General features: G+C 71.3%; 24 protein-coding genes and 1 pseudogene. 8 read left to right on the top strand and 17 right to left on the bottom strand.

Translation table 11 applies throughout. The annotated features are described in order from the left end of the window. Window positions 1-69 precede the first annotated feature (69 nt). From nirK to E2170_RS03985, 4 genes are all read left to right on the top strand, one after another. Complete coding sequence (gene nirK / locus E2170_RS04000; RefSeq protein ID WP_207914913.1) at window positions 70-1,446, top strand: copper-containing nitrite reductase; 1,377 nt, start codon at window positions 70-72, stop codon at window positions 1,444-1,446. Between the two features lie 126 nt (window positions 1,447-1,572). Beyond that, window positions 1,573-2,262 (top strand): hypothetical protein, encoded by a 690-nt coding sequence (locus E2170_RS03995; protein WP_132999327.1) that lies wholly within the window; start codon window positions 1,573-1,575, stop codon window positions 2,260-2,262. A 100-nt stretch (window positions 2,263-2,362) separates the two neighbouring features. Further along, window positions 2,363-4,000 carry a hypothetical protein gene (locus tag E2170_RS03990; RefSeq protein WP_132999326.1) on the top strand — a complete coding sequence of 546 codons (1,638 nt, stop codon included), beginning with the start codon at window positions 2,363-2,365 and terminating at the stop codon, window positions 3,998-4,000. Window positions 4,001-4,080: 80 nt separating this feature from the next. Further along, window positions 4,081-4,596: a hypothetical protein gene (locus E2170_RS03985; protein ID WP_132999325.1), complete on the top strand. Its 516-nt coding sequence runs from the start codon at window positions 4,081-4,083 to the stop codon at window positions 4,594-4,596. Here E2170_RS03985 and E2170_RS03980 read toward each other — a convergent pair. Together E2170_RS03980 and E2170_RS03975 are read right to left on the bottom strand one after the other, a co-directional pair. Then, a complete protein-coding gene (locus E2170_RS03980; RefSeq protein ID WP_132999324.1) occupies window positions 4,593-5,942 on the bottom strand; it encodes an MATE family efflux transporter in 1,350 nt (449 codons plus the stop codon). The genes E2170_RS03985 and E2170_RS03980 overlap by 4 nt on opposite strands. Window positions 5,943-5,974: 32 nt before the next feature. Beyond that, entirely contained in the window at window positions 5,975-6,118 is a 144-nt protein-coding gene (locus E2170_RS03975) for a hypothetical protein (protein ID WP_243708042.1), read from the bottom strand. A 235-nt stretch (window positions 6,119-6,353) separates the two neighbouring features. Here E2170_RS03975 and E2170_RS13990 point away from each other — a divergent pair. The 3 genes and pseudogenes from E2170_RS13990 to E2170_RS03960 all read left to right on the top strand — a co-directional run. Beyond that, window positions 6,354-6,500, top strand: a pseudogene (locus E2170_RS13990) (DUF6691 family protein); the annotation flags it as partial. Between the two features lie 120 nt (window positions 6,501-6,620). Then, the gene (locus tag E2170_RS03965) at window positions 6,621-6,890 is read left to right on the top strand and encodes a hypothetical protein (protein WP_132999323.1); all 270 of its coding nucleotides are present in this window, start codon (window positions 6,621-6,623) and stop codon (window positions 6,888-6,890) included. A gap of 152 nt (window positions 6,891-7,042) precedes the next feature. Further along, window positions 7,043-7,699, top strand: a complete 657-nt coding sequence (locus E2170_RS03960) for a L,D-transpeptidase (RefSeq protein WP_026070257.1) — start codon at window positions 7,043-7,045, stop codon at window positions 7,697-7,699. A 285-nt stretch (window positions 7,700-7,984) separates the two neighbouring features. On the opposite strand, the gene E2170_RS03955 is transcribed toward E2170_RS03960, so the two are convergent. Genes E2170_RS03955 through E2170_RS03930 form a run of 6 tightly spaced genes read right to left on the bottom strand, consistent with a single transcriptional unit; the run spans window position 7,985 to window position 16,987 of the window. Further along, a complete protein-coding gene (locus E2170_RS03955) occupies window positions 7,985-9,097 on the bottom strand; it encodes an ABC transporter permease (protein WP_132999321.1) in 1,113 nt (370 codons plus the stop codon). After that, window positions 9,094-10,281, bottom strand: a complete 1,188-nt coding sequence (locus E2170_RS03950) for an ABC transporter permease (protein ID WP_132999320.1) — start codon at window positions 10,279-10,281, stop codon at window positions 9,094-9,096. The genes E2170_RS03955 and E2170_RS03950 overlap by 4 nt, the downstream gene beginning before the upstream one ends. Beyond that, window positions 10,266-11,300, bottom strand: a complete 1,035-nt coding sequence (locus E2170_RS03945) for an HlyD family secretion protein (RefSeq protein ID WP_132999319.1) — start codon at window positions 11,298-11,300, stop codon at window positions 10,266-10,268. Before E2170_RS03945 ends, E2170_RS03950 begins: the two co-directional genes overlap by 16 nt. Further along, a complete protein-coding gene (locus E2170_RS03940; protein ID WP_133000004.1) occupies window positions 11,293-12,738 on the bottom strand; it encodes a TolC family protein in 1,446 nt (481 codons plus the stop codon). The genes E2170_RS03945 and E2170_RS03940 overlap by 8 nt, the downstream gene beginning before the upstream one ends. A 29-nt stretch (window positions 12,739-12,767) precedes the next feature. After that, window positions 12,768-15,848 carry an efflux RND transporter permease subunit gene (locus tag E2170_RS03935; RefSeq protein WP_132999318.1) on the bottom strand — a complete coding sequence of 1,027 codons (3,081 nt, stop codon included), beginning with the start codon at window positions 15,846-15,848 and terminating at the stop codon, window positions 12,768-12,770. Further along, window positions 15,845-16,987, bottom strand: a complete 1,143-nt coding sequence (locus E2170_RS03930) for an efflux RND transporter periplasmic adaptor subunit (protein ID WP_132999317.1) — start codon at window positions 16,985-16,987, stop codon at window positions 15,845-15,847. The genes E2170_RS03935 and E2170_RS03930 overlap by 4 nt, the downstream gene beginning before the upstream one ends. Before the next feature lie 75 nt (window positions 16,988-17,062). On the opposite strand from E2170_RS03930, the gene E2170_RS14130 reads away from it, so the two are divergent. Next, the gene (locus E2170_RS14130; RefSeq protein ID WP_132999316.1) at window positions 17,063-17,551 is read left to right on the top strand and encodes a MarR family winged helix-turn-helix transcriptional regulator; all 489 of its coding nucleotides are present in this window, start codon (window positions 17,063-17,065) and stop codon (window positions 17,549-17,551) included. A gap of 51 nt (window positions 17,552-17,602) precedes the next feature. On the opposite strand, the gene E2170_RS03920 is transcribed toward E2170_RS14130, so the two are convergent. From E2170_RS03920 to folP, 9 genes are all read right to left on the bottom strand, one after another. Then, the gene (locus E2170_RS03920) at window positions 17,603-18,895 is read right to left on the bottom strand and encodes an adenylosuccinate synthase (protein ID WP_132999315.1); all 1,293 of its coding nucleotides are present in this window, start codon (window positions 18,893-18,895) and stop codon (window positions 17,603-17,605) included. Between the two features lie 124 nt (window positions 18,896-19,019). Continuing rightward, complete coding sequence (locus E2170_RS03915; protein ID WP_132999314.1) at window positions 19,020-19,208, bottom strand: DUF2065 domain-containing protein; 189 nt, start codon at window positions 19,206-19,208, stop codon at window positions 19,020-19,022. Window positions 19,209-19,224: 16 nt separating this feature from the next. Further along, on the bottom strand, window positions 19,225-20,088 hold the full coding sequence (gene hflC / locus E2170_RS03910) for a protease modulator HflC (protein WP_132999313.1): 864 nt from the start codon (window positions 20,086-20,088) through the stop codon (window positions 19,225-19,227). Next, window positions 20,085-21,260, bottom strand: coding sequence for an FtsH protease activity modulator HflK (gene hflK / locus E2170_RS03905; protein ID WP_132999312.1), 1,176 nt, complete (start codon window positions 21,258-21,260; stop codon window positions 20,085-20,087). The genes hflC and hflK overlap by 4 nt, the downstream gene beginning before the upstream one ends. 95 nt (window positions 21,261-21,355) lie before the next feature. Next, window positions 21,356-22,663: a ribosome rescue GTPase HflX gene (hflX, locus tag E2170_RS03900; protein ID WP_133000003.1), complete on the bottom strand. Its 1,308-nt coding sequence runs from the start codon at window positions 22,661-22,663 to the stop codon at window positions 21,356-21,358. 71 nt (window positions 22,664-22,734) lie between these two features. Beyond that, complete coding sequence (hfq, locus tag E2170_RS03895) at window positions 22,735-23,019, bottom strand: RNA chaperone Hfq (RefSeq protein WP_132999311.1); 285 nt, start codon at window positions 23,017-23,019, stop codon at window positions 22,735-22,737. 172 nt (window positions 23,020-23,191) lie between these two features. Further along, window positions 23,192-24,142, bottom strand: coding sequence for a tRNA (adenosine(37)-N6)-dimethylallyltransferase MiaA (miaA, locus tag E2170_RS03890; protein WP_132999310.1), 951 nt, complete (start codon window positions 24,140-24,142; stop codon window positions 23,192-23,194). Between the two features lie 14 nt (window positions 24,143-24,156). Next, window positions 24,157-25,662 (bottom strand): sodium/proline symporter PutP, encoded by a 1,506-nt coding sequence (gene putP / locus E2170_RS03885; RefSeq protein WP_132999309.1) that lies wholly within the window; start codon window positions 25,660-25,662, stop codon window positions 24,157-24,159. A gap of 124 nt (window positions 25,663-25,786) precedes the next feature. Next, on the bottom strand, window positions 25,787-26,680 hold the full coding sequence (folP, locus tag E2170_RS03880) for a dihydropteroate synthase (RefSeq protein ID WP_132999308.1): 894 nt from the start codon (window positions 26,678-26,680) through the stop codon (window positions 25,787-25,789). Window positions 26,681-26,730: the final 50 nt, after the last annotated feature.

Below are 26,730 nucleotides of genomic sequence, written 5' to 3'. Positions count from 1 at the left end.
CATGCCAATGGCGAAGGAGCAACTGCTCCACAACCCCGACCACTTCCGACCACCGCTGAGGAATCCATCATGAGGAACCTGGTACTGCTGTTCGCACTGGCCGCCGCCGGCGGCTTCATCCCGCACGAGGTCGCGGCCCAGGGCCACGCGTCGGTCACGCCCGTCGCCGACGTCACCTTCAGCATGCGCACCGCCATCCAGGACGGGCAGATGGTGTTCATCGGCAACGCCGGCGCCATCAAGGACCAGGTCAATCCCGACCTGCGCGTGCCCGAGGGCGCGGTGGTCGCGATCACCCTGACCAATGCCGACGGCGCCATGCACGACATCGCCGTGCCCGACTTCGGTGCCCAGTCCGACCAGGTGATCGGCGAAGGCGCGGCCACCACCATCGTGTTCCGCGCCAGCAAGGCCGGCATCTTCGAGTACCTGTGCACCATCCCCGGCCACAAGCTCGCCGGCATGGTCGGCAAGCTGGTCGTGGGCGACGTGCAGGAAGTCGCCAGCACCGCGATCGACGTCGCCAAGGACCCAGCCGAGGTCGGCACGCCGGTCGGCGACCGCGCGCCGCAGCACCTCACCTACGACCTGCTGACCACGGAAGTGGAGGGTCGCCTCTCCGACGGCAGCACCTACCGCTACTGGACCTTCGACAACACGGTGCCGGGCCCGTTCCTGCGCATCCGCCAGAACGACACGGTCACCATCAACCTCAAGAACGCCGAGGACAGCATCAACATCCACTCGGTCGACTTCCACGCCGTGACCGGCCCCGGCGGCGGCGCCGCGGTGACCCAGGTGCGCCCGGGCGAGACCAAGAGCTTCACCTTCAAGGCGATCAACCCCGGGCTGTTCGTCTACCACTGCGCCACGCCGATGATCGCCCACCACATCTCCAACGGCATGTACGGAATGATCCTGGTCGAGCCCGAGGGCGGCCTGCCGAAGGTCGACAAGGAGTACTACGTCATGCAGGGCGAGCTGTACACGGCGCAGAAGCACGGTTCGCGTGGGCTGCAGGAGTTCTCGGTCGACAAGCTGCTCGACGAGAAGCCCGAGCACCTGATGTTCAACGGCTCGATGGACGCGCTGACCAGGACCTTCGACATGAACGCGAAGGTCGGCGAGGAAGTCCGCATCTTCTTCGGCGTCGGCGGCCCGAACCTGACCTCGAGCTTCCACCTGATCGGCGAAGTGTTCGACCGGGTCTACGACCTGGCCTCGCTCACCAGCCCGCCGCTGACCGACGTGCAGACGACGCTGGTGCCGCCGGGCGGCGCGACCATGGTCGAGTTCAAGGTCGACTATCCCGGCAAGTACATCCTCGTCGACCATGCGCTCTCGCGCGCGGAGAAGGGCCTGACCGGCTTCCTCACGGTCACCGGCGATGCCGACCCGGCGATCTTCGACAGCAAGGAGCAGATCGACCATTCCTCCGGCCACTGACCGGCCGGCCACGGCAACCACGGACGGCCCCGCCATGGCGGGGCCGTTCCGCATCCGCGGGTCAAGTGCACACAAGGGTCATGCATCAGTCACGCCGGATGAGACGAAGCCGGGGACAATAGGCGCATGCAGCAGATGATCGAACTCCACCCGAAGGCAGATGCGCTCGACGTGCTAGGCCTTCCTGCCATCCCCTACCCCGTCGCCCTGCCGGTGTTTCAGGCCGCCGTCGCCAACGACGGCGCGCTGCCGCTGGCCGACATGCTGCATGGCCTGCAGGTGCGCGCTGCCGACGCCGCGGCGCCCGAACGGCTGGAACCGGCGATGGCGCGCCTGGCCGAACTGCTGGCGCCCGACGACGCGCGCGAAGTCGTGGACACCCGCGGCGACGACTGGTGGCTGGAGATCGGGCCGGTGGACCTGGCCCGCGAATGCATCGCCGTGCAGCGCGGACAGACGCTGCTGGCCGCGCTGTCCGACCGCGGCGACGGCCGCCTGCGCGTGGCCGCCTGGCGCCCGCTGGATGCGCACGCGATCGCGCTGCTGGCCGACCTGGCCTTTGTTCCCGCCGCGAACGGTGGGGCCGACGAAGCCTGCGGCAGCTGGCAGCGGGCGTGTGCGGCCGCGGCCGCCGTAGACAGCGGCCGCGCGCCACCGGAAAACGAGGGCCGCCTCCACGCGTCGTACTGGCCCGATGGCATCGGCGCCGGCAACGACGGAATGCCTGCTGGATCGGGCGCACAGGCCGCCCAGCCGCCGCGCCGGCCGGCCTGCGTGCTGGCCGAGATCGAAACCTGGCGGATGCTCCACGCCTGAATGCGGAAGGGCGCCCCGCCGCCCTAGGGACGCCCCCATCTACGGCGCGCACCGGGCGGCCACTAGAGTCGTGCATGGAATCCCCGCAGGACCATGCGCCATGACCACGATCGAATCAGCCACCAGCACCCTGCTGGGCAACTACGACCGGATCCTCGATGGCCGCACGGGACTCATGGGGGTGTTCGGCGGCGACAACATCCGCCAGGCCGATCTCGAACGCATCGCCAATGACCCCTCGGCGCCGCAGGAACTGCGCGAGGCCGCCCGCTTCCTGCTCGACAGCGACGTATCGCGCAACTTCCTCGACGTGGGCGCGGGCAAGGGCAGCGTCGACGGCAGGATCAGCCGCGAGGACCTGGAAGCCGCGCTGGAGACCATCGGGTCGGGCGCCTATTACGACGAGCTCCTCGATACCGCCGCCGGCAAGGGCGGCTCCTGGAATCCCTTCGTGCAGGGCGCACGCGACGGCGAAATCGGCCCGTCGGACATCGAGGCGGCGCTCAACGACCCCGGCGTCCCGCTGGAGGTCAAGGACACGCTGCGCCTGCTGCAGTCGACCGAAGCCGGCCGCCCGGTCGGCGAGGTCCTCGCCGGCATGGACGGCGACGATTTCGCGGCCCTGTCCGCGCTTGCGTCCTCGCCGGAATTCCGCAGCCTGCCGACGTCGGACCAGGCCCTGGTGGTCGAAGCCTTGCGCAACGCCGGCGGCGACGACGCCGTCGCCCGGGACATCGCGACCCTGCTCGCCGATCCGTCGTTCCAGGCGATGACCGCGGCGCAGCAGACCGCCAAGCTCACCGAGGTCGCGATCCAGCAGTCGCCGGAATTCACGGCATTGCCGGCGTCGGACCAGAAGCTCGTGCTCGATGCCCTCGCCGGCCGCGCGCCGGGCGACACCGGACTGCCGGCTACCGTCGCCTCGCTGCTCGCCAGCGACGACTTCCAGGACCTTTCGGCCGCGGAGAAGACCGCCGTGCTCAGCCAGGCGGCGAACTACCCGGATTCACGCTCGGTGGAGAACATCGAGCGCCTGCTGGCCAAGGACTGGTTCCAGGACTTCGATCTCGCCGACAAGCAGCGCACGCTCAAGGCCGTCGCCTACATGTCGCAGAACGACGCCGGCGACGCAACGATCAATGCGAACACGCTCGACCACGTGCTCTCGCCCGATTCCGACATCGTGTTCGCCTGGGACTCCAGCTACAACGGCGACATCAACTCCAACGGCGGCCTGTATGGCACGGCCGGCGGCGGCACCATCACCTTCAACTCGAACATGGTCAACGCCGGCAACGGCCCGCTGACCGAAACCTACAACTCCAAGCACGTTGTGCTGCACACCATCGCGCACGAGGTGAACCACATCCTGTCCGGCGACCGCGTCGCCGACAGCTACGAATACCTGGAGCAGGAATACCGGGCCTGGTACACCGGCTTCAAGGCCGAGTTCGGCCGCGAACCCACCAACGCCGAGGCGATGGGGCGCTGGCGCAACCAGATCGACGGCTCGGCCAGCTACAGCACCCGCTCCTGGGCCGCCATCAACAGCAGCCCGGAAGAGGCGCTGAAGTTCGCCGAGCAGCTGTCGTTGATGACCGGCGTCCCGGTACCCCAGAATGCGAGCCATGACGAGCTCAAGCAGTACATCCAGGACCAGGTCGACCTGCCCTCCTCGAAGTACGCCGATGCCGGCGGCGCGGCCCCGGTGCCACCCGGCAACATCACCAATGAATGAGCGGGGCTCTGCACGTGGCTAGGGCCGCCCCGCTCGCGGCCCTCCTCTGCCTTTCCATGGCCTGCGCCCAGGGATCCAAGATGAACGATGACGTGAACGCCAGACTTGTCCAGGCCGCCGTCGCCGCCGGCTGGGACGCCGACGACGTGGAGATCGCGGCCCCCGGCGGCATCGATGCGCGGGGCTGTCGCTTTTTCACCGCCCTGCACCGGACGCGCATGGACGCCCCCGCGCTGGAACTCGCGGCGCTGCCCGACGGCAGCGTTGTGGTTGGTGGCCGGGATGACGAAGCCGCCGCGCGGATCCTTGCCGCCTGTGGCACCGATGCCGACGCCATCTGGTGGGCCGAGGTCGTCGCTCGCTTCAGCGCCGCCGCTCAGGGCAAGGTGGTCAAGCCCCGCAACGAGGCCGACATCGAAGCGATCGCGGGCATGGGTGGCGACTACGCCCCGCCCAGCCTGGATCGCGGCGCCGGTGCCACGACGCTGCGCTTTTTCACCATCCAGTACGAACCCGCACGTGCGGCGCGCGTGTCGGCGACGCTGTCCGACGCCGGCACGATCGACGTTTCCCGGGTGCCCGTCGGCGCCGACTAGGTGGACGCGGGAAGCGAGGCGTCCATCCTCCGGTAGTGCGGCCACAGCGCCGCGGCGCGCACGCACACATAGGCCACGAAAGCGGCCCACAGCCCGTGGTTGCCCCAGACTGCCACCGCCGGCCAGGCCAACAGCAGGAAGGCGGTCAGCGACAGCAATCCCGCCTGCCGCATCTCCCGGGTCCGCGTGGTCCCGATGAACACGCCATCGAGCTGGAACGCCGCCACCGACAGCAGCACGTACAGCGCCGCCCAGGGCAGGTGCATTGCCGCCGTTTCGCGCACCGCCAGCAGGCTGGTCAGGGCCGCGACCGCAACCTCCCCCAGCACAAGGACCGCGGCCGCCAGCGCCAGCGCGGCCCCCGCCGCCAGCTCGCTGGTCAAGCGCACCGCGTGGCGGAAAGCCGCGCGGTCGCGCGCGCCCCAGGCCGCGCCAACGCGTGCCTCCGCGACGAAGGCGAAGCCGTCCAGGAAGAAGGCGCTGAACGACACCAGCTGCAGCAGGATGTGGTTCGCGGCCAGGGTCACGTCGCCGAAGCGCGCACCGGCGTTGGCGAACCAGGCGAAGGCGAACAGCAGGCACAGGGTACGCACCAGGATGTCGCCGTTCGCCGCCAGCGCCTGGCGGATTCGCCGCGCATTCGCGATCCGCGACCACTGCAGGAAGGGCCAGGCGTCGCGATGGCGCGCGCGCAGCACGCGCAGGACCACCACCAGCGCCACCGCGCAGGTGCCCCACTCCGCGATCGCCGTGCCCAGGCCGATGCCGCGCGCGCCCAGGCCCAGCGCGCCCGCGAACCAGATGTCCAGGCCGGCGTTGAGCCCGTTGAGCAGCAGCTGCACGAACAGCAGTTCGCGGCTGCGTCCCAGGCCGATCAGCAGGCCGCTGATCACGAACAGCGCCAGCGCCGCGGGCGCGCCCCAGATGCGGGCGCGGAAGTATTCGCCGGCGACGGACTCCACCGCCGCGCTGCCGTCCATCAGCCCGAAGTACAGCCATGTGATCGGCCACTGCAGCAGCCAGAGCCCCCCACCCAGCCCCGCGGCCAGCAGCAGCGCGCGTGCGAGCGTCGCCCGCACCTCGGCCTCGTCGCCGGCACCGCGTGCCTGCGCCACGAAGCCGGTGGTGCCCATGCGCAGGAAGCCGAAGCTCCAGTAGACGAAGTTGAACAGCAGCGCCCCGAGCGCGAGCGCGCCCAGCTCCGTCGCGCTGCCGTAGTGGCCGATGACCGCGGTATCGACCAGGCCGAGTGCGGGCACGGCCGCGTTGGCGAGGATGATCGGCCAGGCCTGCCGCGCGACGGCGGCGCGGGTCAACGGCTCCGTGGACCGTTCGGCGGCCACCATCCGAACATCTCCTCGCTTCGGAAACGCCCAGTCTAGAGCCGCTCGACGGCCGTGGCCCGCACCAGCACCTCGTCCTGGCGGAAGCGCTGCTCCAGCGACTCGCGGTAGTGGCGCCACCAGGCGTGGTCGACGTGGTCGGCCATGACTTCGACCAGCACCACGTCGTCGCGCTGCACGTCACCGTCGTCGTCCTCCCACAGCCCGGCCGCCGGCGTCGTACAGCGGCAGGAACAGCTGGACCAGGTGCATGGGCGACAGGGTTGGCGGCGCTCCGTCAGCGGGCGGTGAACGCGCCGCGCATCCAGGGCACCAGCGCGCGCAGGTGCCCGGGACGGCGCGCCAGCACCATGGCGATGGCCGACCACCTCTCGGCCGCCTGGACGCGCGGCTGCTGGGCGGCGCGGCGCTGTTCGGGGTCGGCTGGGGCTGGCGGGGTACTGTCCGGGTCCGGCCCTGGCCGGGTTGGGCACGGCCGCGCGCGAAGCCCTGTGGTTCGTGCCCGCGATGCTGGTGGGCATCGCGGTCCAGCGGGTTTTCAACCGCGGATCGCGCCGCTGACCGTGGCAGACGTCAATCTTCACGCCCTCTCCACGTACGCCAACCCGGGCTGAAGCTGCCGACGGAGGCCGCGAAAAAACAGGGCTATATTCGGTCTCCCCCAAACGAAGGAGCCCCGCCATGTCCCTGTCCAGGCAGCATCTTGTGATGGCGCGAACCCTTGGCGTCGCGATGGTCGCCGCCGTCGGCCTGTCCGCCTGCGCCACCTACGACGACGAGTTCGCCGGCATCAACTCCCGCCTCGACCGCCTCGACACCCAGGTGCAGGGCGCGGCCCAGAGCGCCGAATCCGCCAACCAGGGCGCCCAGCGTGCCAACCAGCGGCTCGACCAGATCGAAGGCCGCGTGCAGCAGCTGGAATCGTCGCCGCGCCGCGTGCCGCGCGGGTGAGCACGCACTCCGCTTGACCGACCGGCGCGGGGATCCGTCGCCTGCGCGGCGCGGATCCCCGCGTTGGATGGTGTTCCGCCCCCGAGGAGCTTCCCATCCGTACTTTCCCCCACTCCCTCCCCCACCCGCGCCGGCGCGCGGTTGCGCTGGCCTTGGCGCTGGCGCTGGCCAGCGTGGGCGCCACCGCCAGCGCGCGCGACGACGGCACCCCGCCGGTGACGTCACTGGACGAACTGCCCCGCGGCCAGGACGTCTCCGACACGGTGATCGAACTGGCCGGCTGGGTCGTCGCCTCCGGCGACAGCCAGGGCTATCCCTTCGCGATCATGGACAAGGCCGCCGCCCAGATCCTCGTGTTCGGCGGCGATGGCCGCCTGCGCGGCGCCGCGCCCGGCCTGTTCGGCTCCGCCGTGGGCGACCACACCGCCCCCGGCATCGCGGGCCTCGCCCTGCGCGAGATCCCCGGCCGCGACCGAACCACCCCGGCGGGCCGCTTCGTCGGCGGCTACGGTCCGTCCATCGATGCCGGCCGCGTGCTGTGGGTCGACTACGACTCCGCGGTCTCGATCCACCCGACCGCGACCGGCGTGCCGGAGGAAAAGCGCCCCGAGCGCCTGGCCTCGCCAACGCCCGACGACAACCGGGTCACCCACGGCTGCATCAACGTGTCTCCGGCGTTCTACGAGCAGGTCGTCAGCCCCACCTTCGCGCGCGGCGGCGTGTTCTACGTGCTGCCGGACGAGGGCTCGCTGGAGGAGGCGTTTCCGGAGTTCGCGGGCGCCGGCACCCGGAAGACCGCCGGCGACTGAGCGCCGGTGCGTGGCCGCGCGGCGGATGACGCGGCGGCTCCGGTGCGTCGTCCGCAGCATGAAAAGGGCGACCCGGTCGCCCGGGTCGCCTTTTCGTTACCGCACCCGCCGAAGGGTCACTTCAGGCCGCGGTTGCGCAGCAGGGCGTCGGCGCTCGGCATGCGGCCGCGGAAGGCCTTGCAGCTTTCGGCCGGATCGATATTGTCGGCCAGCACATCCAGCGCGCAGACGATCTCCGATACCCGCGCAGAAGCCGCCCCGGCCCCGTGCTCCGTGACCGGCCCGTCAGGCGCCGTCCCGCCCCGGGGCGTAGCGCCATACCGCCAGCGCGCCATACAGCAGTGTCAAAAAAAAGAGGTTGCACAACTCGGGAAGCGCCTCGGCGAAGCTTGCGCCCATCTGGTTGAACTTCACCATCAGGTTGATGCCGGGCGTGGAGGGAACAAGCCTCGCCAGCCACGCCAGGGGCTGTGGCATCGCCACGGCCGGCCATGACAGCCCGGACAGGAAGAAGAGTGGCAGCGCGGTGACGAGCATCAGCTGGAAGGGCCGTTCGCGGGTGCGGAAGAAACTGCCTGCGAAAAGCGCGAACGCCACCACCGCGGCCACGTACAGCGCTCCGCCCACCAGCGTACCGGGCGGATTGCCGCCACGCGGATAGTCCTGGAGCCACATCACCAGACCGTTGTAGTACAGCATGCTGCACACGCCGATCAGCGCGAACGCGGCGGCGATGCCGAGCAGGCCGCGGCGCGAGAACGCCAGCCGACCCAGGCGTTCGCGACGCGTGCCGGCCATGACCAGCATGCCGATCAGCAGTGTCTGCTGCACGATCAGCTGTGCCACGCCCGGCACCACGGCGCTGCCGTAACCCTCGCGGGTGTTGAACAGCGGCCGCGCCACCACCTGCAGCGGCGCTGCACCGGGCGCACCTGCGAAACCTGCCTGCACCACGGCGGCCTCGCGCGCGAACGCGGCGGCGGCCTCGCCCAGGCCCTCCAGCACCACGCCGCCGCGACCGAGGAACGCACCACTGCCGTACAGCGCCAGTTGCCCCTGCCCGCCGCGCAGGATCCCGCGTTCGAACCCCGCGGGCACCACCAGCAGGCCCTGCGCTTCACCACGGGCGATCCTTGGCCGGGCCTCCTCCACCGAGGTCGCATCGCCGACGATCCTCACCGCGCGCACCGCGCCCGCCTTGCGCACCAGGGCGCGGCTCATGGCGCTATGGTCGAGGTCGACCACCAGCACCGGATACTGCGAAGCCACCTGGTGCCGGTAGGCGACCGGGTAGAAGAACGAGTACAGCACCACGGCGCCGATCAGCGTCACCACCGCGTAGCGGTCCGAGAACACGGCGCGCAGAGTCTCCAGGAAGGCGGCCCTCACCTGGTTCATCGCTGCCCCCAGGAGGCCGGATCGCGCGCTCCGCGCGCATACAGGCGCAGCCCCGCGCCGCCGGCCACCAGCACGAACAGCAGCAGGGTCCCCAGCAACGACAGCGAGGCCGTCCATGCCGCATCCAGGTCGAGCTGCTGCGCCTGCAGCTTGAGGTAGGCGGTGAAGGGAAGCAGCTGGCTCCAGGCCTGTGCGAACAGCGGCGCTCCCTGCACCGGGAACGTGGCGCCCGAGAACGCCAGCGACGTGCCCGCATACAGTCCGGTCAGCGACAGCGACGTGCCCATGTTGCGGGTGGCCCCGACCAGCAGCAGCGCGATGCCGCCGTAGGCCAGGTACATCGCCGCCTGCGCGGCGACCAGCAGTACCGCGCTGCCGGCCACACCGCCGCGGATCGCGGCCAGCCAGAGCAGCGACAGCGTGCCGTAGGCGGTGAACAGCAGCAGGTACGGCGCCAGCTTGCCGGCCACCGCCGGCAGCAGGCGATCGCCGCACTCGGCCAGCCATGTGCCCGCGCTGCCGTCACGCAGTTCGCGCCCGAGCGCGCCCACCATCGCCAGGCAGGCGGCGAGGTGCAGCAGTGCCGGGAACAGCAGGCCGAGCAGGAAGTGCTCGTAGCTGCGCGCGGCGTTGGCCAGCACGGTGGCCTGCACCCGCAGCGGCGGCTGGCGGACCGCCTGCGCCCCGCCGACCCGCGCCACCCCACGGCGTACGAGATGCGCACTGGTCGCCTGCGCCGCCTCTCCGATCCCCCGCAGCACCGCCTGCCCTGCCGTCTGGTGGCTGGCGTTGTAGTAGGCGAAAACAACGGCGCTGCCGCCACGCAGGACCTGACGCTCGGCACCCGCAGGCACGTGCACCACCGCGAACGCCCGGACCGCGCGCACCTCCGACCAGGCCTGCGTCAGGTCCGCCGGCCGCGCGGCCACCCGCAGGCCCGGCACGGCATCGAGCCTGCGCACCAGTTCGCGGCTGGCCGCGCTGTTGTCATGATCGACCACCGCCACCGGCAGTTCGCGCGGCACGCCGGCCGAGAACATCCAGGCCAGCAGCGCCAGCGCCAGCAGCGGGACCCACGTGGCCAACGCCAGATCCCAGGGATCGGCGCGCAGCCGTGCGCACTCGCGCAACGCCGAACGGACGAACGCCTCGCGTGCCGTGGGCCGCGTCAGCGTTGCGGCCATGCGAACAGCACGCTCATGCCCGGCCGGAAGCCTGCGACTTCCGCGACCGGCCTCGCGCGCACTTCGAAACTCCTCACGTCGTAGCCGGCCGACTGCCGGGTCGCGCGCCAGGTCGCGAAATCGCCGGCCGGGCTGATGTGGTAGACCTCGAACTCGACGTCCTCGCGCTCCAGCGCCGGGATCGAACCGCGCAGGCGGCGGCCCACCTCCAGGCCCGCGAACTGGTCCTCGCGCAGGTGGAACGCCACCCACATGTGGTCGAGGTCGACCAGGGTGAAGACCGGATAGCCGGCCGCCACCAGCTCGCCGGTTTCGACCAGGCGCTTGGACACCTCGCCGGCCGTCGGCGCGCGGCCGCGCACTTCGCTTTCAGCCGCCTGCACTTCGGCCACGGCGCCTTCGGCCTGCCGCACCTGCGCCTGCGCGGCGCTCCTGTCCTGTTCGCGGGCGCCGGCCTGCGCCTGTTCGTACAGCGCCCGCGCTGCGCGCGCCTGCTGCTCGGCATCGATCGCCTTCGCACGGGCCTCGTCGCGCTGCTGCCGGGTGACCACGCCCTCGGCATGCAGCCGCTCCAGGCGCTGGAAGGTGGAACGCGCCAGTTCGTGTCCGGCCTGGGCGCGCCGCCAGTTGGCCTCCGCTGCGCGGATGTCCTCCACGCGCGCGCCTTCCTCGGCCTTGTCCGCCAGCGCCTGCGCGGCCGCGAGCGCGGCTTCGGCCTGTCGCTGCTTCGCGGCGATCTCGGGGCTGTCCAGCTCGAACAGTACCTGCCCCGCCTCGACCCGCTCCCCCTCGGCCACCAGCAGCGCCGACACCCGCGCGGTCACCTTGGCCGACACGTTGATGCTGTCGGCATCGGCCATGCCCTGCACCAGGTCCGCCGGGCTGCGGAACGCCAGCCACAGGCCGCCGACCAGGATCACGGCCATCACGCCCAGGGCGACAAGGCGCAGGCGACGGCGGCCGGACGGTGCATCCGCAGCCACGGGTGGCGGCGGCGGCGACGGAGCGGGTTCATTCATGGGGAAATACCCTGTGGTCTGCCTTGCGGATGTACTCGCCAAAGCGCGCCGACTGGCCACCCAGCTCGAGCAGGTGCGCCAATGCCACGCAATAGTCGTAGGCGGCGTGCGCGTGTTCGACCCGTGCGGCGCCAAGGCCGAGCCTGGCGTCCATGACATCGAGCGAGGTCGACTGCCCCTCGCGGAACGCCAGTTCCTGCAGGCGCAGGTTCTCACGCGCCTGCTCGATGCTGCTGTCGAGCAGCAGGAACTGCTGGCGTGCCGTTTCCAGCGCATTCCAGGCCTGTGCCACGCCGATCCTGATCTGGTTCTGCGCCTCGCGCAGTGCGGCCTGCGCCTGCTCCTGCTGCGCGCGCGCAGCACTGATCTGGCGCGGGCGATCCCGCCCGGACAGGAAGGTGTACTTCAGGCCAATGCCGAAGGCCCAATCGGTGTCGGTCAGCAGCGCATCCTCGCGGTACAGGTCGTACTGGCCGAACAGGTACACCTGCGGTTTCAGTGACGCCTCCTGCACACGCACGCCTGCGCCCGCCTGGTCGTCAAGCGCCCGCAGCTGCGCCAGCTGCGGGTGCCGCTCAAGCGCGGCCCGGGTGAACGCCTCCAGCGTGCCCGGCGATGTGCCGACCACGAACAGCGGCGTGATCGGCGTCACCGGCCCATCGCTGCGCAGCAGCAGCGCCAGGGCCTGGGCGGCGGCGTCGCGGTCGTTGAGCGCCTTCTGGTACTCGCGCTCGCTGGCATCACGCGCGACGACCGCCTGCAACACCTGCGCGCGCGTGGCGAAGCCTTCGCGTTCAAGCGATTCGGCATGGGCCAGGTGCTGGCGCATGCCGTCGCGCACCTCGCGGCGCACACTCAGCGCCTGCTCGGCCAGGCCCTGGCCGAAGTAGGCCTGGACCAGTTGCGACGTCAGCTTCTGGGACTGCTGCGCCCGCTCCGCGTCCGCCCCACGCAGGGCGGCCGCGGCCGCCGCCTGCGCGGCCGGGATCTGCCCGCCCGTGTACAGGGGCAGCACCGTGGTCAACACCGGACGCAATCGCCGGTCGCGCTCCTGGAACCGCAACGGGCTTTCGATGCCGAACGCCTCGCCCACTGGCGCCAGCGAACCCAGCGGCAAGCTCAGCGTCTTCTGGAACTCCAGGTAGCGCGCTTCGAGCGAAATCTCCGGCAGCCGCAGGCGCGCGGTCGCATCGGACAGGTCCTGCCGGGCGCGCAGGTTGGCGTCCGCGGCAGCCAGCGCGTCGGAGACCCGTTCCAACCGCTCGCGCGCCTGATCGAAGCTGAGTGCGTCCGCATCCTGCGCGAGTGCCGAGGTGGCCGGTACAAGCAGGACCAGACCCAACGCCAGACCGAATGCCCGTCCCTGCGCGGCGCGGGATCGCCGACGGTATGCCCCACCCAGCCTGCCAGCCTTGCCTGTCGACACCTGCCACTCCATTGCACCCGCCGCCGCTATCGTGATGCCAGTCATGGTGGCGCCGCAACCTCACTGGCGTTTGCGGCCCTCCGCCGCAACCTCCCGAGCACCCGCTCCTCCACATCATCCACCAGCGTGTACGCCGCCGGCACCACCACCAGGCTCAACACCGTCGAGGTGATCAACCCACCGATCACCGCCACCGCCATCGGCATGCGGAAGCTTGAATCCGCCGTCAGACCCAGCGCGATCGGCATCATGCCCGCCCCCATCGCCAGCGTGGTCATGATCACCGGCCGCGCACGCTTGTGGCACGCGTCCATCAGCGCCTCGTGGCGGGTCATGCCCTTTTCCTCGGCCATCACGGCGTAGTCGACCAGCAGGATCGAGTTCTTGACCGCGATGCCGATCAGCAGGATCAGGCCGATCAGCACCGACAGCGAGATGTCCAGGCCGGTGATCAGCAGCGCGCCGAACGCGCCGCCCGCGGCCAGCGGCACCGCGACCAGGATCGTCACCGGCTGGCTCGCGTGGTTGAACAGCAGCAGCAGCACCCCGTAGACGCAGAAGATGCCGGCCACCATGGCCATGGCGAAGCCGCCGAACATCTCGGCGAAGATCTCGCTGTCGCCGGCGGCCTGGCGGTCCACGCCCGGCGGGAGGTTCTGCAGCGAGGGCAGCGCGTCGATCTGGCCTTCCACCTCGCCCATCGCCATGCCGTTGAGGTCGACGGTGATCGTGACGTTGCGACGCCTGTCGAAGCGGTCGATCTGCGACGGCCCGCTGGCGGTGGTGATCGAGGCCACGGACGACAGCGGCACGCTGCCGCCGGTGGACGTCGGCACGCGCAGCTGGCCGAGCAGCGAGGGATCCGACAGCGCGCGTTCGTCCAGCTGCACGCGGATCGGTACCTGGCGTTCGGGCAGGTTGAGCTTGGCGAGGAACTGTTCGTAATCGCCGCGGGTGGCCACACGGGTGGCGGCGGCGATGTCGGCGGTGGACACGCCCAGGTCGGCCGCGCGCGCGGGGTCCGGGCGCACGATCACTTCCGGCCGCACCAGCGCCGCCGATGACCCGACGGTGCCCAGGCCGGGCAGCTGCCGGATCTCGCGCTCCACCTCGCGCGCGGCCGCGGCCAGCTTGACCGGGTCGTCGCCAGCCAGCACCAGTTGCAGCGCGCGCCCAGGCTCGCCACCCTGGAAGCTCAGGCGCACGCCGGGCAGGTCGGCCAGTCGCTCGCGGACCACCGTTTCCAGCTCGTACTGGGTCAGGTCGCGGTCGTCCTTCCAGCGGATCGTGAGCGTGGCCTTGCGCAGTTCGGCGCTGGTGAGGTCGCCCGCGGGGCCGTTGGCACCCGAGTTGCTGCCGGCGGTCACGAACACGTGTTCGATCTCGGGGATGTCGGCGATGCGCCGGCGCGCGGTCTCGGCCACCTCTTCGGTGGTGGCGAGCGCGGTGCCCGGCGGCAGCTCGATCAGCACGTTGCTCTGGATGCCGTCGGTGGGTGGGATGAAGGTGACCTTCAGCAGCGGCAGCAGCGCCAGCGAGCCGATGAAGATGCCCAGCGCGACCACCAGCGTGCGGTTGCGGTGCTGCAGCGCGTTGTCGACGAAGCGCAGGTACCACTGCATCAGCTTCGAGTCGCCCTTGTGCTCGGGCAGCGGCTTCAGCATGTACGCCGCCATCATCGGCGTGATCAGGCGCGCCACCAGCAGCGAGAACATCACCGCCGCGGCCGCGGTCCAGCCGAACTCGCGGAAGAACTTGCCGGGAATGCCGGGCATGAAGGCCACGGGGATGAACACCGCCGCCAGCGTGCACGAGGTCGCGATCACCGCCAGGCCGATCTCGTCGGCGGCCTCGAGCGCGGCCTGCTTCGGCGCCTTGCCCATGCGCAGGTGGCGGTCGATGTTCTCGACCTCGACGATGGCGTCGTCGACCAGGATGCCGACCACCACGGCGAGTGCCAGCAGGGTGATCATGTTGAGGCTGAAGCCCAGCCAGTACATCACCGCGAAGGTCGGGATGATCGACAGCGGCAGCGCCACGGCGCTGATGAAGGTGGCGCGGAAGTCGCGCAGGAACAGGAACACCACCAGCACCGCCAGCGCCGCGCCCTCGTAGAGCATGTGCATCGAGGAGTCGAACGAGTCCTCGGCCACCTGGGTGGTGGAGGCCACTTCCACCACGCGCACGCGCGGCTGCTCCTGCTGCAGCTTCGCCACGCTCTCGCGCACGGCGTTGCCGACGTCGACCTCGCTGGTGCCGGTGGTGCGCTGCACGGCGAAGCCGATCACCGGACGGCCATCGAGCGTGGTGCGCTGGCTGACGGTGGCGTGGCCGTCGCTCACCGTGGCCAGCGTCGACAGGCGCACGCTGCGGCCGTCGGGCATGGAGATGGGGAAGTCGGCGAGGTCGGCGGCGCTGTCGACCGTGCCGAGCGTGCGCACCGCCTGCTCGCCTCCGCCCACGGTGGTGCGCCCGCCGGGCTGCTCTTGCTGGATGCGCGCGAGCTGCTGGCTGATCAGCGCGGGGCTGGCGCCGAAGCCCTGCACCGCTTCGGGCCGCAGCGCCACGCGAATCTCGCGGTCGACGCCGCCGATGCGGCGCACCGCGCCGACGCCGGGCACCGCAAACAGCCGCTTGGACACGGTGTCGTCGATGAACCAGCTGAGCTCCTCGTCGCTCCAGCCATCGGCGGTGACGGCATAGGTCAGCATGTCGCCGCCGGTGACGTTGACCAGCGACACGATCGGCGGCTCGACGTCGGCCGGCAGGTCGATGCGCACGCGGTCGATGGCGTCGCGCACCTCGTCCTTGGCGATGGTCCCGTCCTTTTCGATCTCGAAGGTGAGGATCGTGGTCGACACGCCCTCGTTGACGATCGAGGCCATGTTGCGCAGGCCGGCGATGCTGGCGGTGGCGTCCTCGACCTTGCGCGTGACCTGGGTTTCCAGCGTGCTCGGACTTGCGCCGGGCAGCGTCACCGTCACGTTGACCACCGGCACGGTGAGGTCGGGGAACTGCGAGACGGCGAGCCTGTTGAAGGCCAGCAGGCCCGCGGCGGTCAGCAGGATGAAGACCAGGATCGCCGGAAGCGGGCGGTGGATCGACCAGGCGGAGAAGTTCATTCGGCGACGGTCCTGGCCGCGGGCGCGGCCTTCGCGCTGGCGTCATCCGCGGCATCCACTGCGCCTTCGCCCTCGACCACGCGCACCAGGTCGCCATCGCCCAGGAAGCCGGCGCCACGCGCGACCACGCGATCGTCCTGCGCCAGCCCGTCGCGAACCTCGACCAGGTCACCGTGCGCCCCACCGAGCTCGACAACGCGCTCGCGCACGCGGCCGTCGTCACCCACGGTGAACACGAAGGCGCGGCCGTCCCGGCGCACCACGGCGTCGCCCGGCACCAGCAGCGCCTGCGCGCGGTCAAGCGCGAGGCGGCCCTGCGCGAACATGCCCGCGCGCAGCGCGCCCGGGTCCGGGAGATCGACGTACACCGTGCCCGTGCGGCTCTGCGCATCCAGCGCCGGCGAGACCGTGCGCACGCGGCCGTCGACCACGCTCCCGCCCGGTGCCTCCACGCGCACCGGCGTGCCGGCGTCGACGCGCAGCAGGTCGGCCTCGGCCAGCTCCGCGCGCCATTCGAGCCGGCCGTCGCGGATCAGCCGCAGCAGCTCGGTACCCGCGCCCACCACCTGCCCCGGCTGCACGCTGCGTGCCGAGACCACGCCGCCCACCGGCGCGCGCACCAGGGTGAAGTCGCGCTGCACGCGCGCGGCGTCGCGGCTGGCGATGGCGGTATTGAGCCGCGCCTCGGCGTTGGCGCGCGCCGCCTCGGCTTCCTCGGCATCCTGCAGCGCGACCATCTGCGAGTCCGCCAGCTCGCGGATGCGCGCGGCCTTGCGGCGCGCGGTCTCGAGATTGGTCCGCGCCTCGCGCACCTGCGCGTCCGACTGCGCCAGCTGCGAGGCCAGGGTGCGGTCGTCGACGCGCAGCAGCACGTCGCCGGCGGCAACCACGCTGCCCACCTCGACCTCTACCGAGGCCACGCGCAGGCCGGAGAGCTCCACGCCCACCGAGACCTCTTCCCACGCCGCCACCGCACCCGAGGCCACCACGTCGCGGCTGACCTCGCGCAGCTGCGGCGCCGCCAGGCTCACGGTGAGGCTGGGCACGGCCTCGGGCGGCTCGTCCGCGCCGCAGCCCGCCACGGCGAGCGCGAACGCCAGGACAGCGGAAGCCGCCAGCAGTCGGGAAGGAACGGGCATCGTCACGGACTCGTACCGGAAAGTGCGGCAAGGTATCAGCACACTGATAGTCAGTGGGTGACGACGGAGACCGGGATGGCCGGCCGCAAGACCAGCAGCCTGCAGGCGTTCAGGAAATCACGTGCCTACCGCACCGGCGTGCTGGCCCGCCGCCTGCACCTGGGCCTGAGCGCGGCGGTGGACCGCCGGCTGCAGGAGGAAGGCCTGGACCTGACGCGACCGCAGGCGCTGGCGCTGATGGCGCTGGTCGAGCATCCGGGGCTGTCGAACGCCGAGCTGGCCCGCCGCAACGGCGTGTCGCCGCAGACGATGCACCAGATCCTGGCCCGGCTGGAGCGCGACGGCCTGGTCACCCGCAGCCCGCACCCGGACCTGAAGCGCGTGCAGGCGCTGGCGGCCACGCCCGCGGCGGTGGAGCTGGTCACGCGCGGCAGCGCCGCGGCACGCGCCGCCATCGAAAGTGCCATGCGCGCGCTCACGCCCGCCGAACAGGACCAGCTCATCGCCCTGCTGGAGAGCTGCGCCGCCCTGCTGCCCACGGCCGGCCCGCCACAGCTGGACTGACGCGCCGTACGCGCGTCAGTGGGGCTTCTTCATGCCCGGCCCGGCGCTACCTCAGGCGAACGGATCCTGCAGCACCATCGTGTGCTCCCGGTCCGGCCCCGTGCTGACGATCGACAGCGGGCAGCCCGCCAGCTCCTCCAGCGCACGCAGGTAGGCGCGCGCCGCCGCCGGCAGCTTGTCCCACTCGGTGATGCCGTGGGTATCCTCGGTCCAGCCGGGGAACTCCAGGTACACCGGTTCGCACTCGGCCCACCCCTGGGCGTCGAGCGGCGCGTACTCGGTCTCCTTGCCGCGATAGCGGTAGGCGATGCACAGCTTCAGCTTGTCGAAGCCGTCGAGCACGTCGAGCTTGGTGATGCACAGGCCGCTGATGCCGTTGATCGCCACCGCGCGTTTGAGCGCAACGATGTCGATCCAGCCGCAGCGGCGCGGGCGGCCGGTGGTGGCGCCATACTCCTGGCCGCGGTCGCGCAGGCGCTGGCCCACCTCGTCGTCGAGCTCGGTCGGGAACGGGCCGCCGCCGACGCGGGTGGCATAGGCCTTGCAGATGCCCAGCACGTAGTCGATCGAGTCCGCGCCCACCCCGGTGCCGGCCAGCGCGCCACCGACGGTGGTGTTGGAGCTGGTGACGTAGGGATAGGTGCCGTGGTCGATGTCGAGCAGCGAGCCCTGCGCGCCTTCGAACAGCACCTTCTTCCCCTGCCTGCGCAGGTCGTGGAGGATGCCCGCGACGTCGGACTTCATCGGCTCGACGTAGTCGCCGAAGGCCAGGGCCTCGTCATAGGTCTGCTGGAAGTCGACCGCGTCGACGCCCAGGTAACGGGTCAGCACGAAGTTGTGGTAGTCGAGCGCGGTGCGCAGCAGCTCTTCGAGCTGCGCCGGATAGTGCAGGTCGGCGACGCGGATGCCGCGGCGCGCCACCTTGTCCTCGTAGGCCGGGCCGATGCCGCGGCCCGTGGTGCCGATGGCCTTGCCGCCGGCGGCCTTCTCGCGCGCCTGGTCGAGGGCGATGTGGTACGGCATGATCAGCGGCGTCGCCGGGCTGATCTTCAGCCGCGAGCGGACTTCCACGCCCGCCTCCTCGAGTTCCGCGATCTCCTTCATCAGTGCCGCGGGCGAGAGCACCACGCCGTTGCCGATCAGGCACAGCGCGTCCTCGCGAAGGATGCCGGAGGGGATCAGGTGCAGCACGGTCTTCTTGCCGCCGATCACCAGGGTGTGGCCTGCGTTGTGCCCACCCTGGAAGCGGACCACGCCGCCGATGTCCTGCGTCAGCAGGTCGACGATCTTGCCCTTGCCCTCGTCGCCCCACTGGGCGCCCAGCACCACCACCGACTGACCCATGACCACTGCTCCTTGAACGGGAAAAAGCCGGAGGTCCGCGCTGTGCAGCGGGCCCTTCCGGCTTTTGTGGATTATCCCGGCTTTCCGCGCCGGGAGCCAGCCCGGCGTGCTGCCGGCGGCTGCCTCAGCCCTGGCGCACCCACCACAGCGCCAGCAGGCCTGCGGCCAGCACCAGGCCGCCGATGGTCCGCAGCTGGCGATCGGGGGTCGCCAGCATCTGCGCCACGGCGCGCTTCCACGCGCCTGGCGCCGCGAACAGCAGCAGGCCTTCCAGCACCGCCACCAGGCACAGGGCGGCCCAGAGGTCCTTCATCCCGGTCGCCCGAGGCTCAGCGGTCGCTGCGCATGTACTGCAGGAACGGATCGTTGCGCTCCAGCACGATCACCGCGTCACCGCTGGCGAAGGAACGGCGATAGGCATCCAGGCTGCGCTGGAAGGCGAAGAACGCCGGATCGCGGTTGGCGGCTTCGGCATAGATCCGCGTGGCCTCGGCGTCGCCCTCGCCTCGCAGCTTCTGGGCGTCGCGCTCGGCCTCGGCCAGGAGCACGGTCTGCTCGCGGTCGGCCTCGGCGCGGACGATCCGCGCCTGCTCCTCGCCCTCGGCGCGCAGCGCGGCGGCCACCTGGCGGCGCTCGGCGCGCATGCGGTCGTAGACCTGGCTGATGACGTCGCTGTCGGTGGGCAGGTCGATCTGCTTGAAGCGGATGTCCACCACCTGCATGCCCAGGGTCTTCGCGCCCTGGTTGATGCCCGGCAGCTGGCGTTCGATCAGCTCGGCGCGGTTGCCCGAGACCAGTTCGGTCAGGGTCTGCGAGTTGATCTCGTTGCGCAGCGATTCCTTGATGATCGGCGCCAGGCGCGCGGTCACCAGTTCCTCGTTGCCGCCGGTGGCGCGGTAAAAGTCGGCGGCGTCGACGATGAAGCCGATCGCGACGAAGTCCACGCTCACGTCCTTGCGCTCGGAGGTCAGCGAACGCTCGGGCGGGAATTCGTTGGCCTGGAAGCGGCGGTCGAACACGCGCGCGGTCTCGATCAGCGGGATCTTGAAGTGCAGGCCCGGGGCGATGTCGGTGCGTGCCACGCGGCCGAGGTTCAGCACCAGGCCGACCTGGCCTTCGCGGACGACGAACATCGAGCCCAGCAGGCCCAGGAGCACGACCAGGACGACGGGAATGATCAGCTGGGGCTTCATCGGGTGGCTCCATCACGCGGCGGGCGCGGCAGGTTGCTGGAGGCGGCCGGCACCACCGGACCGGACTCGGATCCGGAGCTGCCCTGCGGCGAGACCAGGTCAGGCGTCAGCAGCGGCGGCTGCGAGCCCCCGCCCTGCCCCTCCATCGGTACGTAGATGAGCTGGCGTCCGTCGCCGCCGACCACGGTGCGGTTCTCGGCCAGCACCTCCTGGACGGTGTCCAGCCACAGGCGCTTGCGGGTGACTTCGGGCGCCTTCTTGTATTCGTCCACCAGCAGGCTGAAGCGCTGCGCGTCACCGGTCGCGCCGGCAACGGCCGCGGTCTTGTAGCCCTCGGCGGTGGTGCGCACGCGCTGCGCCTGGCCTCGGGCCTCGGGGACGATGCGCGCGGCATAGGCACGGGCCTCGTTCACCAGGCGCTCGTTCATCTGCTGGGCGCTGTTGACCTCGTCGAAGGCCGGCTTGACCTCCTCCGGCGGGCGCGCGTCCTGCAGGCTCAGCTCGGTCACGATCAGGCCGGTGCGGTAGGTCTCCAGCGAGGCCTGCAGCGAGGTCGCGGCGGCGGCCGACAGCGGGCCACGCGCGTTGAGCGCCGAGTCCAGGTTGGCGCGGCCGATCTGCTCGCGCACCGCGCTCTGCGCCACCTGCTCCAGCACCCGGTCGGCATCGCGCGAGCCGAACAGGTACATCTCCGGGTCGCTGATGCGGTACTGGACGTTGAACGACACGGTGACGATGTTCTCGTCACGGGTCAGCACCGGCAGGCTGTTGCTGAAGGTGCGCACGCCGGTGGTGTTGATCGTGGTGACGCTCTCGATCGGCCACGGCGCCTTGAAGTTCGGGCCCGGCTGCATGACGCGGGCGAACTTGCCGAAGCGCAGCACCACGCCGCGATCCTGCTCGCCGACCAGCACGAAGCAGTTGAAGGCCAGCCACAGCACCAGGCCGATGCCGATCCAGCGCAGCGGGCTGCCGCCGCCCGGCCCGCCGCCGAACATGCGCCGGAGCTGGTCGAGGATGCCGTCGAAGGGCCCCCCGCCACCGCCGCGACCGCGGCCACCGCCGCTGTTGTTCCGGCGCGGCGGCCAGGGGTTCTGGCGGCGGTCGTCGTTGCCACCGTCGCGGCCCGAACCGCGGTCGTCGTTGTTCTTGCCGGGGATGTTCCAGGCCATGCTGGCTCCAGTCTGGGGATCCCGCCGCCGGGGGCCGGCAGCGAAGGTGCATTCTACAAGGTGTGGGCACCGCGGTCCGGCCGCGATGACCGCGCTCATTCTTCGGGCAGCAGCGGGCGCAGCGGCGCGCCGTCGGACTGCGCCGCCAGGCGCCGGGCATCGGCCAGCGGCAGGTCGATGTCGAGCGTCCAGCCGTCCTCGTCGTGCGATTCGCCGCGGACCGCGTCGACCTCGTGCAACTGCGCGCGCAGGCGGCCCGCATCGGTCGGCAGGCGCAGCCCGGCCTGCAGCCGGCGCAGGCCCAGGCGGCGGCCCAGGGCATCGCGCAGCAGGTCCAGGCCCTCGCGGTCGCGCGCCGAGATCCACACCCGCTCACGCACCGCGGCCTCTTCGGGATGGTCGCCCGCGTGCGGCCGATCATGCCGCGCCGGGATGCCCAGGCGGTCGATCTTGTTGTAGACCAGCAGCTGCGGGATATCGCCGGCACCGATCTCGGCCAGTACCTCGTCCACCTGGGCCACGCGCTCGTCGCGCAGGGGGTCGGAAGCGTCGATCAGGTGCACCAGCAGGTCGGCCTCGCGGGCCTCGCTGAGGGTGGAGCGGAACGCCGCCACCAGTTCGTGCGGCAGGTCGCGGACGAAGCCGACGGTGTCGGCCAGCACCACGTGGCCGCCCGGCAGGGTGATCCGGCGCACCGTCGGGTCCAGGGTCGCGAACAGCTGGTCGGCGGCATAGGCGTCGGCGCCGGTCAGCGCGTTGAACAGCGTCGACTTGCCGGCGTTGGTGTAGCCCACCAGGGCCACGCGCGGCAGCTCGCTGCGCACGCGCGCCCGACGCATCTGGCCGCGCTGGACCTCGACCTTGCCCAGGCGCTTCTGCAGCATGTCCACCCGCTTCTGCAACAGGCGGCGGTCGGTCTCGAGCTGGGTCTCGCCGGGGCCGCGCAGGCCGATCGAACCGCCGCGCTGCCGCTCGAGGTGGGTCCAGCCGCGCACCAGCCGCGTGGCCATGTGTTTGAGCTGGGCGAGTTCGACCTGCAGCTTGCCTTCGTGACTGCGCGCGCGCTGGGCGAAGATGTCGAGGATCAGCCCGGTGCGGTCGACCACGCGGCGCTCCAGCAGCTTCTCCAGGTTTCGCTCCTGGCCCGGGCTCAGCGCATGGTTGACCAGCACCAGGTCGGCGCCGGTGGCATCGGCCGCGGCCCTGATCTCGTCGAGTTTGCCGCTGCCCAGGAGGGTGGCGGCGTTCGGGCGGTCGATGCGCGCGGTCATCACGTGGGCGACCGCGGCCCCGGCCGAGCGCGCGAGTTCGGCGAATTCCTCCAGCGCGCCCTCGTCCGGCGGTCCGCCGGCGTGGGGCTGGATCAGCAGCGCGTTCTCGCCCCCGCGGGAGCGCTCAAACAGCTGGGTGGGCATGCGGTCGGCGGCGTGGTGTCATGGCCCTGACATGGGGCCGGAGCCCGCCGACGCAAGCCTCACTCGGCCTCGTCGGCGCCGCCGTCCTCGGCGGAGGCGTCATCGGTGGCCTGGACCACGCCGCCGCCCGGGCCCACGCGCACGTTGCGCGCCGGGACCACGGTCGAGATCGCATGCTTGTAGACCATCTGGCTGACGGTGTTGCGCAGGAGCACGACGAACTGGTCGAAGGACTCGATGGTGCCCTGCAGCTTGATGCCGTTGACGAGGTAGATGGAAACCGGAACCCGCTCGCGGCGCAGGGCGTTCAGGAAAGGATCCTGCAAGGACTGTCCCTTGGACATCAATATTCCCCAGTAGCTTGTTGTTGTTATCGATGGATGCGGCGTTCCCGCCGCGCCGCCGTACCACTCCCCGTGGCGACCGGATGATCTTATACGACCGGCGCCTGCCGGGACCGCCGGATCGCGTCGGGCGTGACGCCGCGCACGGCCGGCGCCACGCCGGAGGGGCCATTCAGCCCAGGAAATCGGCCACCGCTCGCTCCAGATCGCGCTGATCGGTGGCGGGATCGAACCAGCGCGCGTCCAGCTCCCCGCGCAGCCAGGTGAACTGGCGCTTGGCCAGCTGCCGGGTGGCGGCGATGGCGCGTTCGCGGAACCCGAGGGCATCGGTGCTGCCGTCCAGGTGCTCCCAGGCCTGGCGATAGCCCACCGCGCGCAGCGCCGGCAGATCCAGCGGCGCGGGGTGGTCGCGCAGCTGCGGCAGCGCGCGCAGGGCCCCGACCTCGGCAAGGAAGCCTTCGGCCAGCATGGCGTCGAAGCGCGCGGCGATCCGCCCGTGCAACACCGCGCGGTCGTGCGGTGCCAGCACCAGCTTGAACACGCGGTACGGCAGGCGCGGGGCCTGCGGCTCCGCCCGCCATTCACTGATGCTGCGCCCGCTCAGCCGGTACACCTCCAACGCGCGCTGGATCCGCTGTGCGTCCGTGGCATGGATGCGACCCGCGGCCTCGGGATCCACCCGCGCAAGCTCCGCATGCAGCGCCGCCCAGCCACGCTCCCGCGCCTCGTCCACCAGCGCCGCGCGCACGCCCTCGTCGGCCGAAGGCATCGCCGACAGGCCCTGCAGCAGGGCGCGGAAGTACAGCCCCGTGCCGCCGGCGAGGATCGGCAGTCGGCCACGCGCGACGATGCCATCGAGCGCCGCGCGCGCCTCGGCGGCGAAGTCGGCGGCCGAGTACGGCAGCCAGGGCTCGCGGACATCGACCAGGTGATGCGGCACCCGCGCCCGCTCCTGCGCGGTCGGCTTGGCCGCGCCGATGTCGAGGCCGCGGTACACCAGGGCCGAATCGACGCTCACGATCTCGCCACCCAGGCGCTGCGCGCAGTCCAGCGCGAACGCGGTCTTGCCCGAGGCGGTCGGGCCCATCAGTGCAATGACGGGCGGTCGGCGGTCGATCCCCATGCGCGCCCGCGCGCTCAGTAGCCGGTTTCGCGCAGCGACTGGCGCACCTGGACGTGGCCCTCGCGGATGGACTGCGCCGGCTCGCGGCCGAGCAGGCTGACCGCGACGATCGCCAGCGTCGCGGCGATGAAGCCCGGCACGATCTCGTAGAGCTGCGAGCCGTACAGACCCACCGCGACCACCTTCCAGGCGATCACCACCACCGCGCCCACCACCATGCCGGCCAGCGCCCCATTGCGGGTCATCCGCCCCCAGAACAGCGACAGCACCAGCACCGGCCCGAACGCCGCGCCAAAGCCGGCCCAGGCGTAGGACACCAGGCCCAGCACCCGGCTGTCCGGGTCGCGCGCCAGCCACAGCGCCACCAGTGCAACCAGCAGCACGCTGGCGCGGCCGACCCAGACCAGCTCGCGCTGGCTGGCCTGGCGGCGCAGGAAGCCACGGTAGAAGTCCTCCGACAGCACGCTGGAGCACACCAGCAGCTGGCTCGACAGGGTGCTCATCACCGCCGCCAGGATCGCCGACAGGATCACGCCCGCCACCCAGGGGTTGAACAGCACCTCGACCGCGGTGATGAACACGCGCTCGGGGTTGGCCTCCACCGGCGCGGCCACCTCGGGATGCGCGGCGAAATAGGCGATGCCGAAGAAGCCCACCGCCAGCGATCCGACCAGGCACAGGATCATCCAGGCCATGCCGATCTTCCGCGCTCGCGGGATCGACTGCACGCTCTCCGCGGCCATGAAGCGCGCAAGGATGTGCGGCTGGCCGCAATAGCCCAGGCCCCAGGCCAGTGCCGACACGACCGCAACCGCACCGCCCGCGCCGAACCAGCGCAGGCGCGTGGGATCGACCTCGCGCACCAGGTCCAGGCTGGTGTCGAAGCCACCGCTGGCCACCACCACCATCACCGGCGTGAGCACCAGCGCGAACAGCATCAGCGTGCCCTGGGCGACGTCGGTCCAGCTCACCGCCAGGAAGCCGCCGACCAGGGTGTAGGCGATGGTCACCGCCGCACCCCACCAGATCGCCTGCGCATACGACAGGCCGAACACGCTCTCGAACAGCCGCGCGCCGGCGACCACGCCCGAGGCGCAGTACACCGCGAAGAACACCAGGATCACCAGCGCCGCCAGCACGCGCAGCACGCGGCTGTCGTCCCTGAAACGGTGGGTGAGGTAGTCGGGCAGGGTCAGCGCATTGCCGCTGTGCTCGGTGTACACCCGCAGCGGGCCGGCGACGAAGCGCCAGTTGAGCCAGGCGCCGAGGGTCAGGCCCACCGCGATCCAGGCTTCGGCCAGGCCACTGATGTAGAGCGCGCCCGGCAGGCCCATCATCAGCCAGCCGCTCATGTCCGAGGCGCCGGCCGACAGCGCGGTCACCGCCGGCCCCAGCCTGCGCCCGCCGAGGATGTAGTCGTCGAAGCTCTTCGTCGAGCGCCAGGCGTAGTAGCCGATCAGCAGCATGCCGGCGAGATAGACGAGAAAAGTGGCGATCAGCGGCGTGCTGGCCTTGAGCATGGGCGCGGTGCCTCCTCTGGTGGGTGCCGCCACCCTCCCCGGGCGCCAGCGGTGGCACAGACTAACCCGGGAGCAGCGGCCGGGCATGCGCCGGAGGCCATGGTCCGCTCCACGACCGCCGCGATCACTCCGGCCAGGCGATGTCCACGGTGGCGGCCGCGACGCGCGGCGTGGGCACCGCATCCACCGCCGCCCACAGTTTCAGCGCGTCGACGGTGGCGGCCACGTCGTGGACGCGCAGCAGCATCGCGCCGCGCTGCGCGGCGACCAGGTGCGCGGCCACCGAGCCGTGCACGCGTTCGCGCGGATCCCCGCGGCCGGTGACCTCGCCGATGCTGCGCTTGCGCGACAGGCCGGCCAGCACCGGCACGCCGAGCTCGGCGAAGCGCTCCAGCCGCGCCAGCAGGGTGATGTTGTGCTGCGTGGTCTTGCCGAAGCCGAAGCCGGGGTCGGCGACCAGGCGCTTGCGCGGGATGCCCGCCATCTCGGCGGCGAAAATTCGCTCGGCGAGGAAGCGGTGGACGTCGGCGACGACATCGTCGTACTCCGGCGCGTCCTGCATCGAGCGCGGCTCGCCGAGCATGTGCATCAGGACCACGGGCACGTCGAGCTCCGCGGCGGTTTCCAGAGCACCCTCGGCGCGCAGCGCGCGGATGTCGTTGATCATGCCGGCACCGGAGGCGACCGCCGCGCGCATCACCTCCGGGCGCCAGGTGTCGATGCTGACCGGCAGCGCGGTCTCGCGCACCAGGCGTTCGATCACCGGCACCACGCGGCGGATCTCCTCCTCCGCGCCCACGCCTTCGGAGCCGGGGCGGGTGGATTCGCCGCCCACGTCGAGGATGTCGGCACCCTCCTCGGCCAGCTTCAGGCCGTGGGCGACCGCGGCCTCGGCGTCGAAATGATCGCCGCCATCGGAGAAGGAATCCGGGGTGACGTTGACGATGCCCATCACCCGCGGACGGTCGAGGCGCAGCGCGCGGCCGGCGCAGTCCAGGCTGGGGACGGTGTCGAACATGGCGGGCTCCTCGGTGGCGAGGGACGATTATCGCCCGTCGGAAACGAAGC

It is taken from the genome of Luteimonas arsenica (assembly GCF_004352825.1).
In the GTDB taxonomy this organism is placed as follows: Bacteria; Pseudomonadota; Gammaproteobacteria; order Xanthomonadales; family Xanthomonadaceae; genus Luteimonas; species Luteimonas arsenica.
The sequence above is the reverse complement of the archived record's forward strand: the minus strand, read 5'-3'. Positions and strand labels throughout refer to the sequence as shown.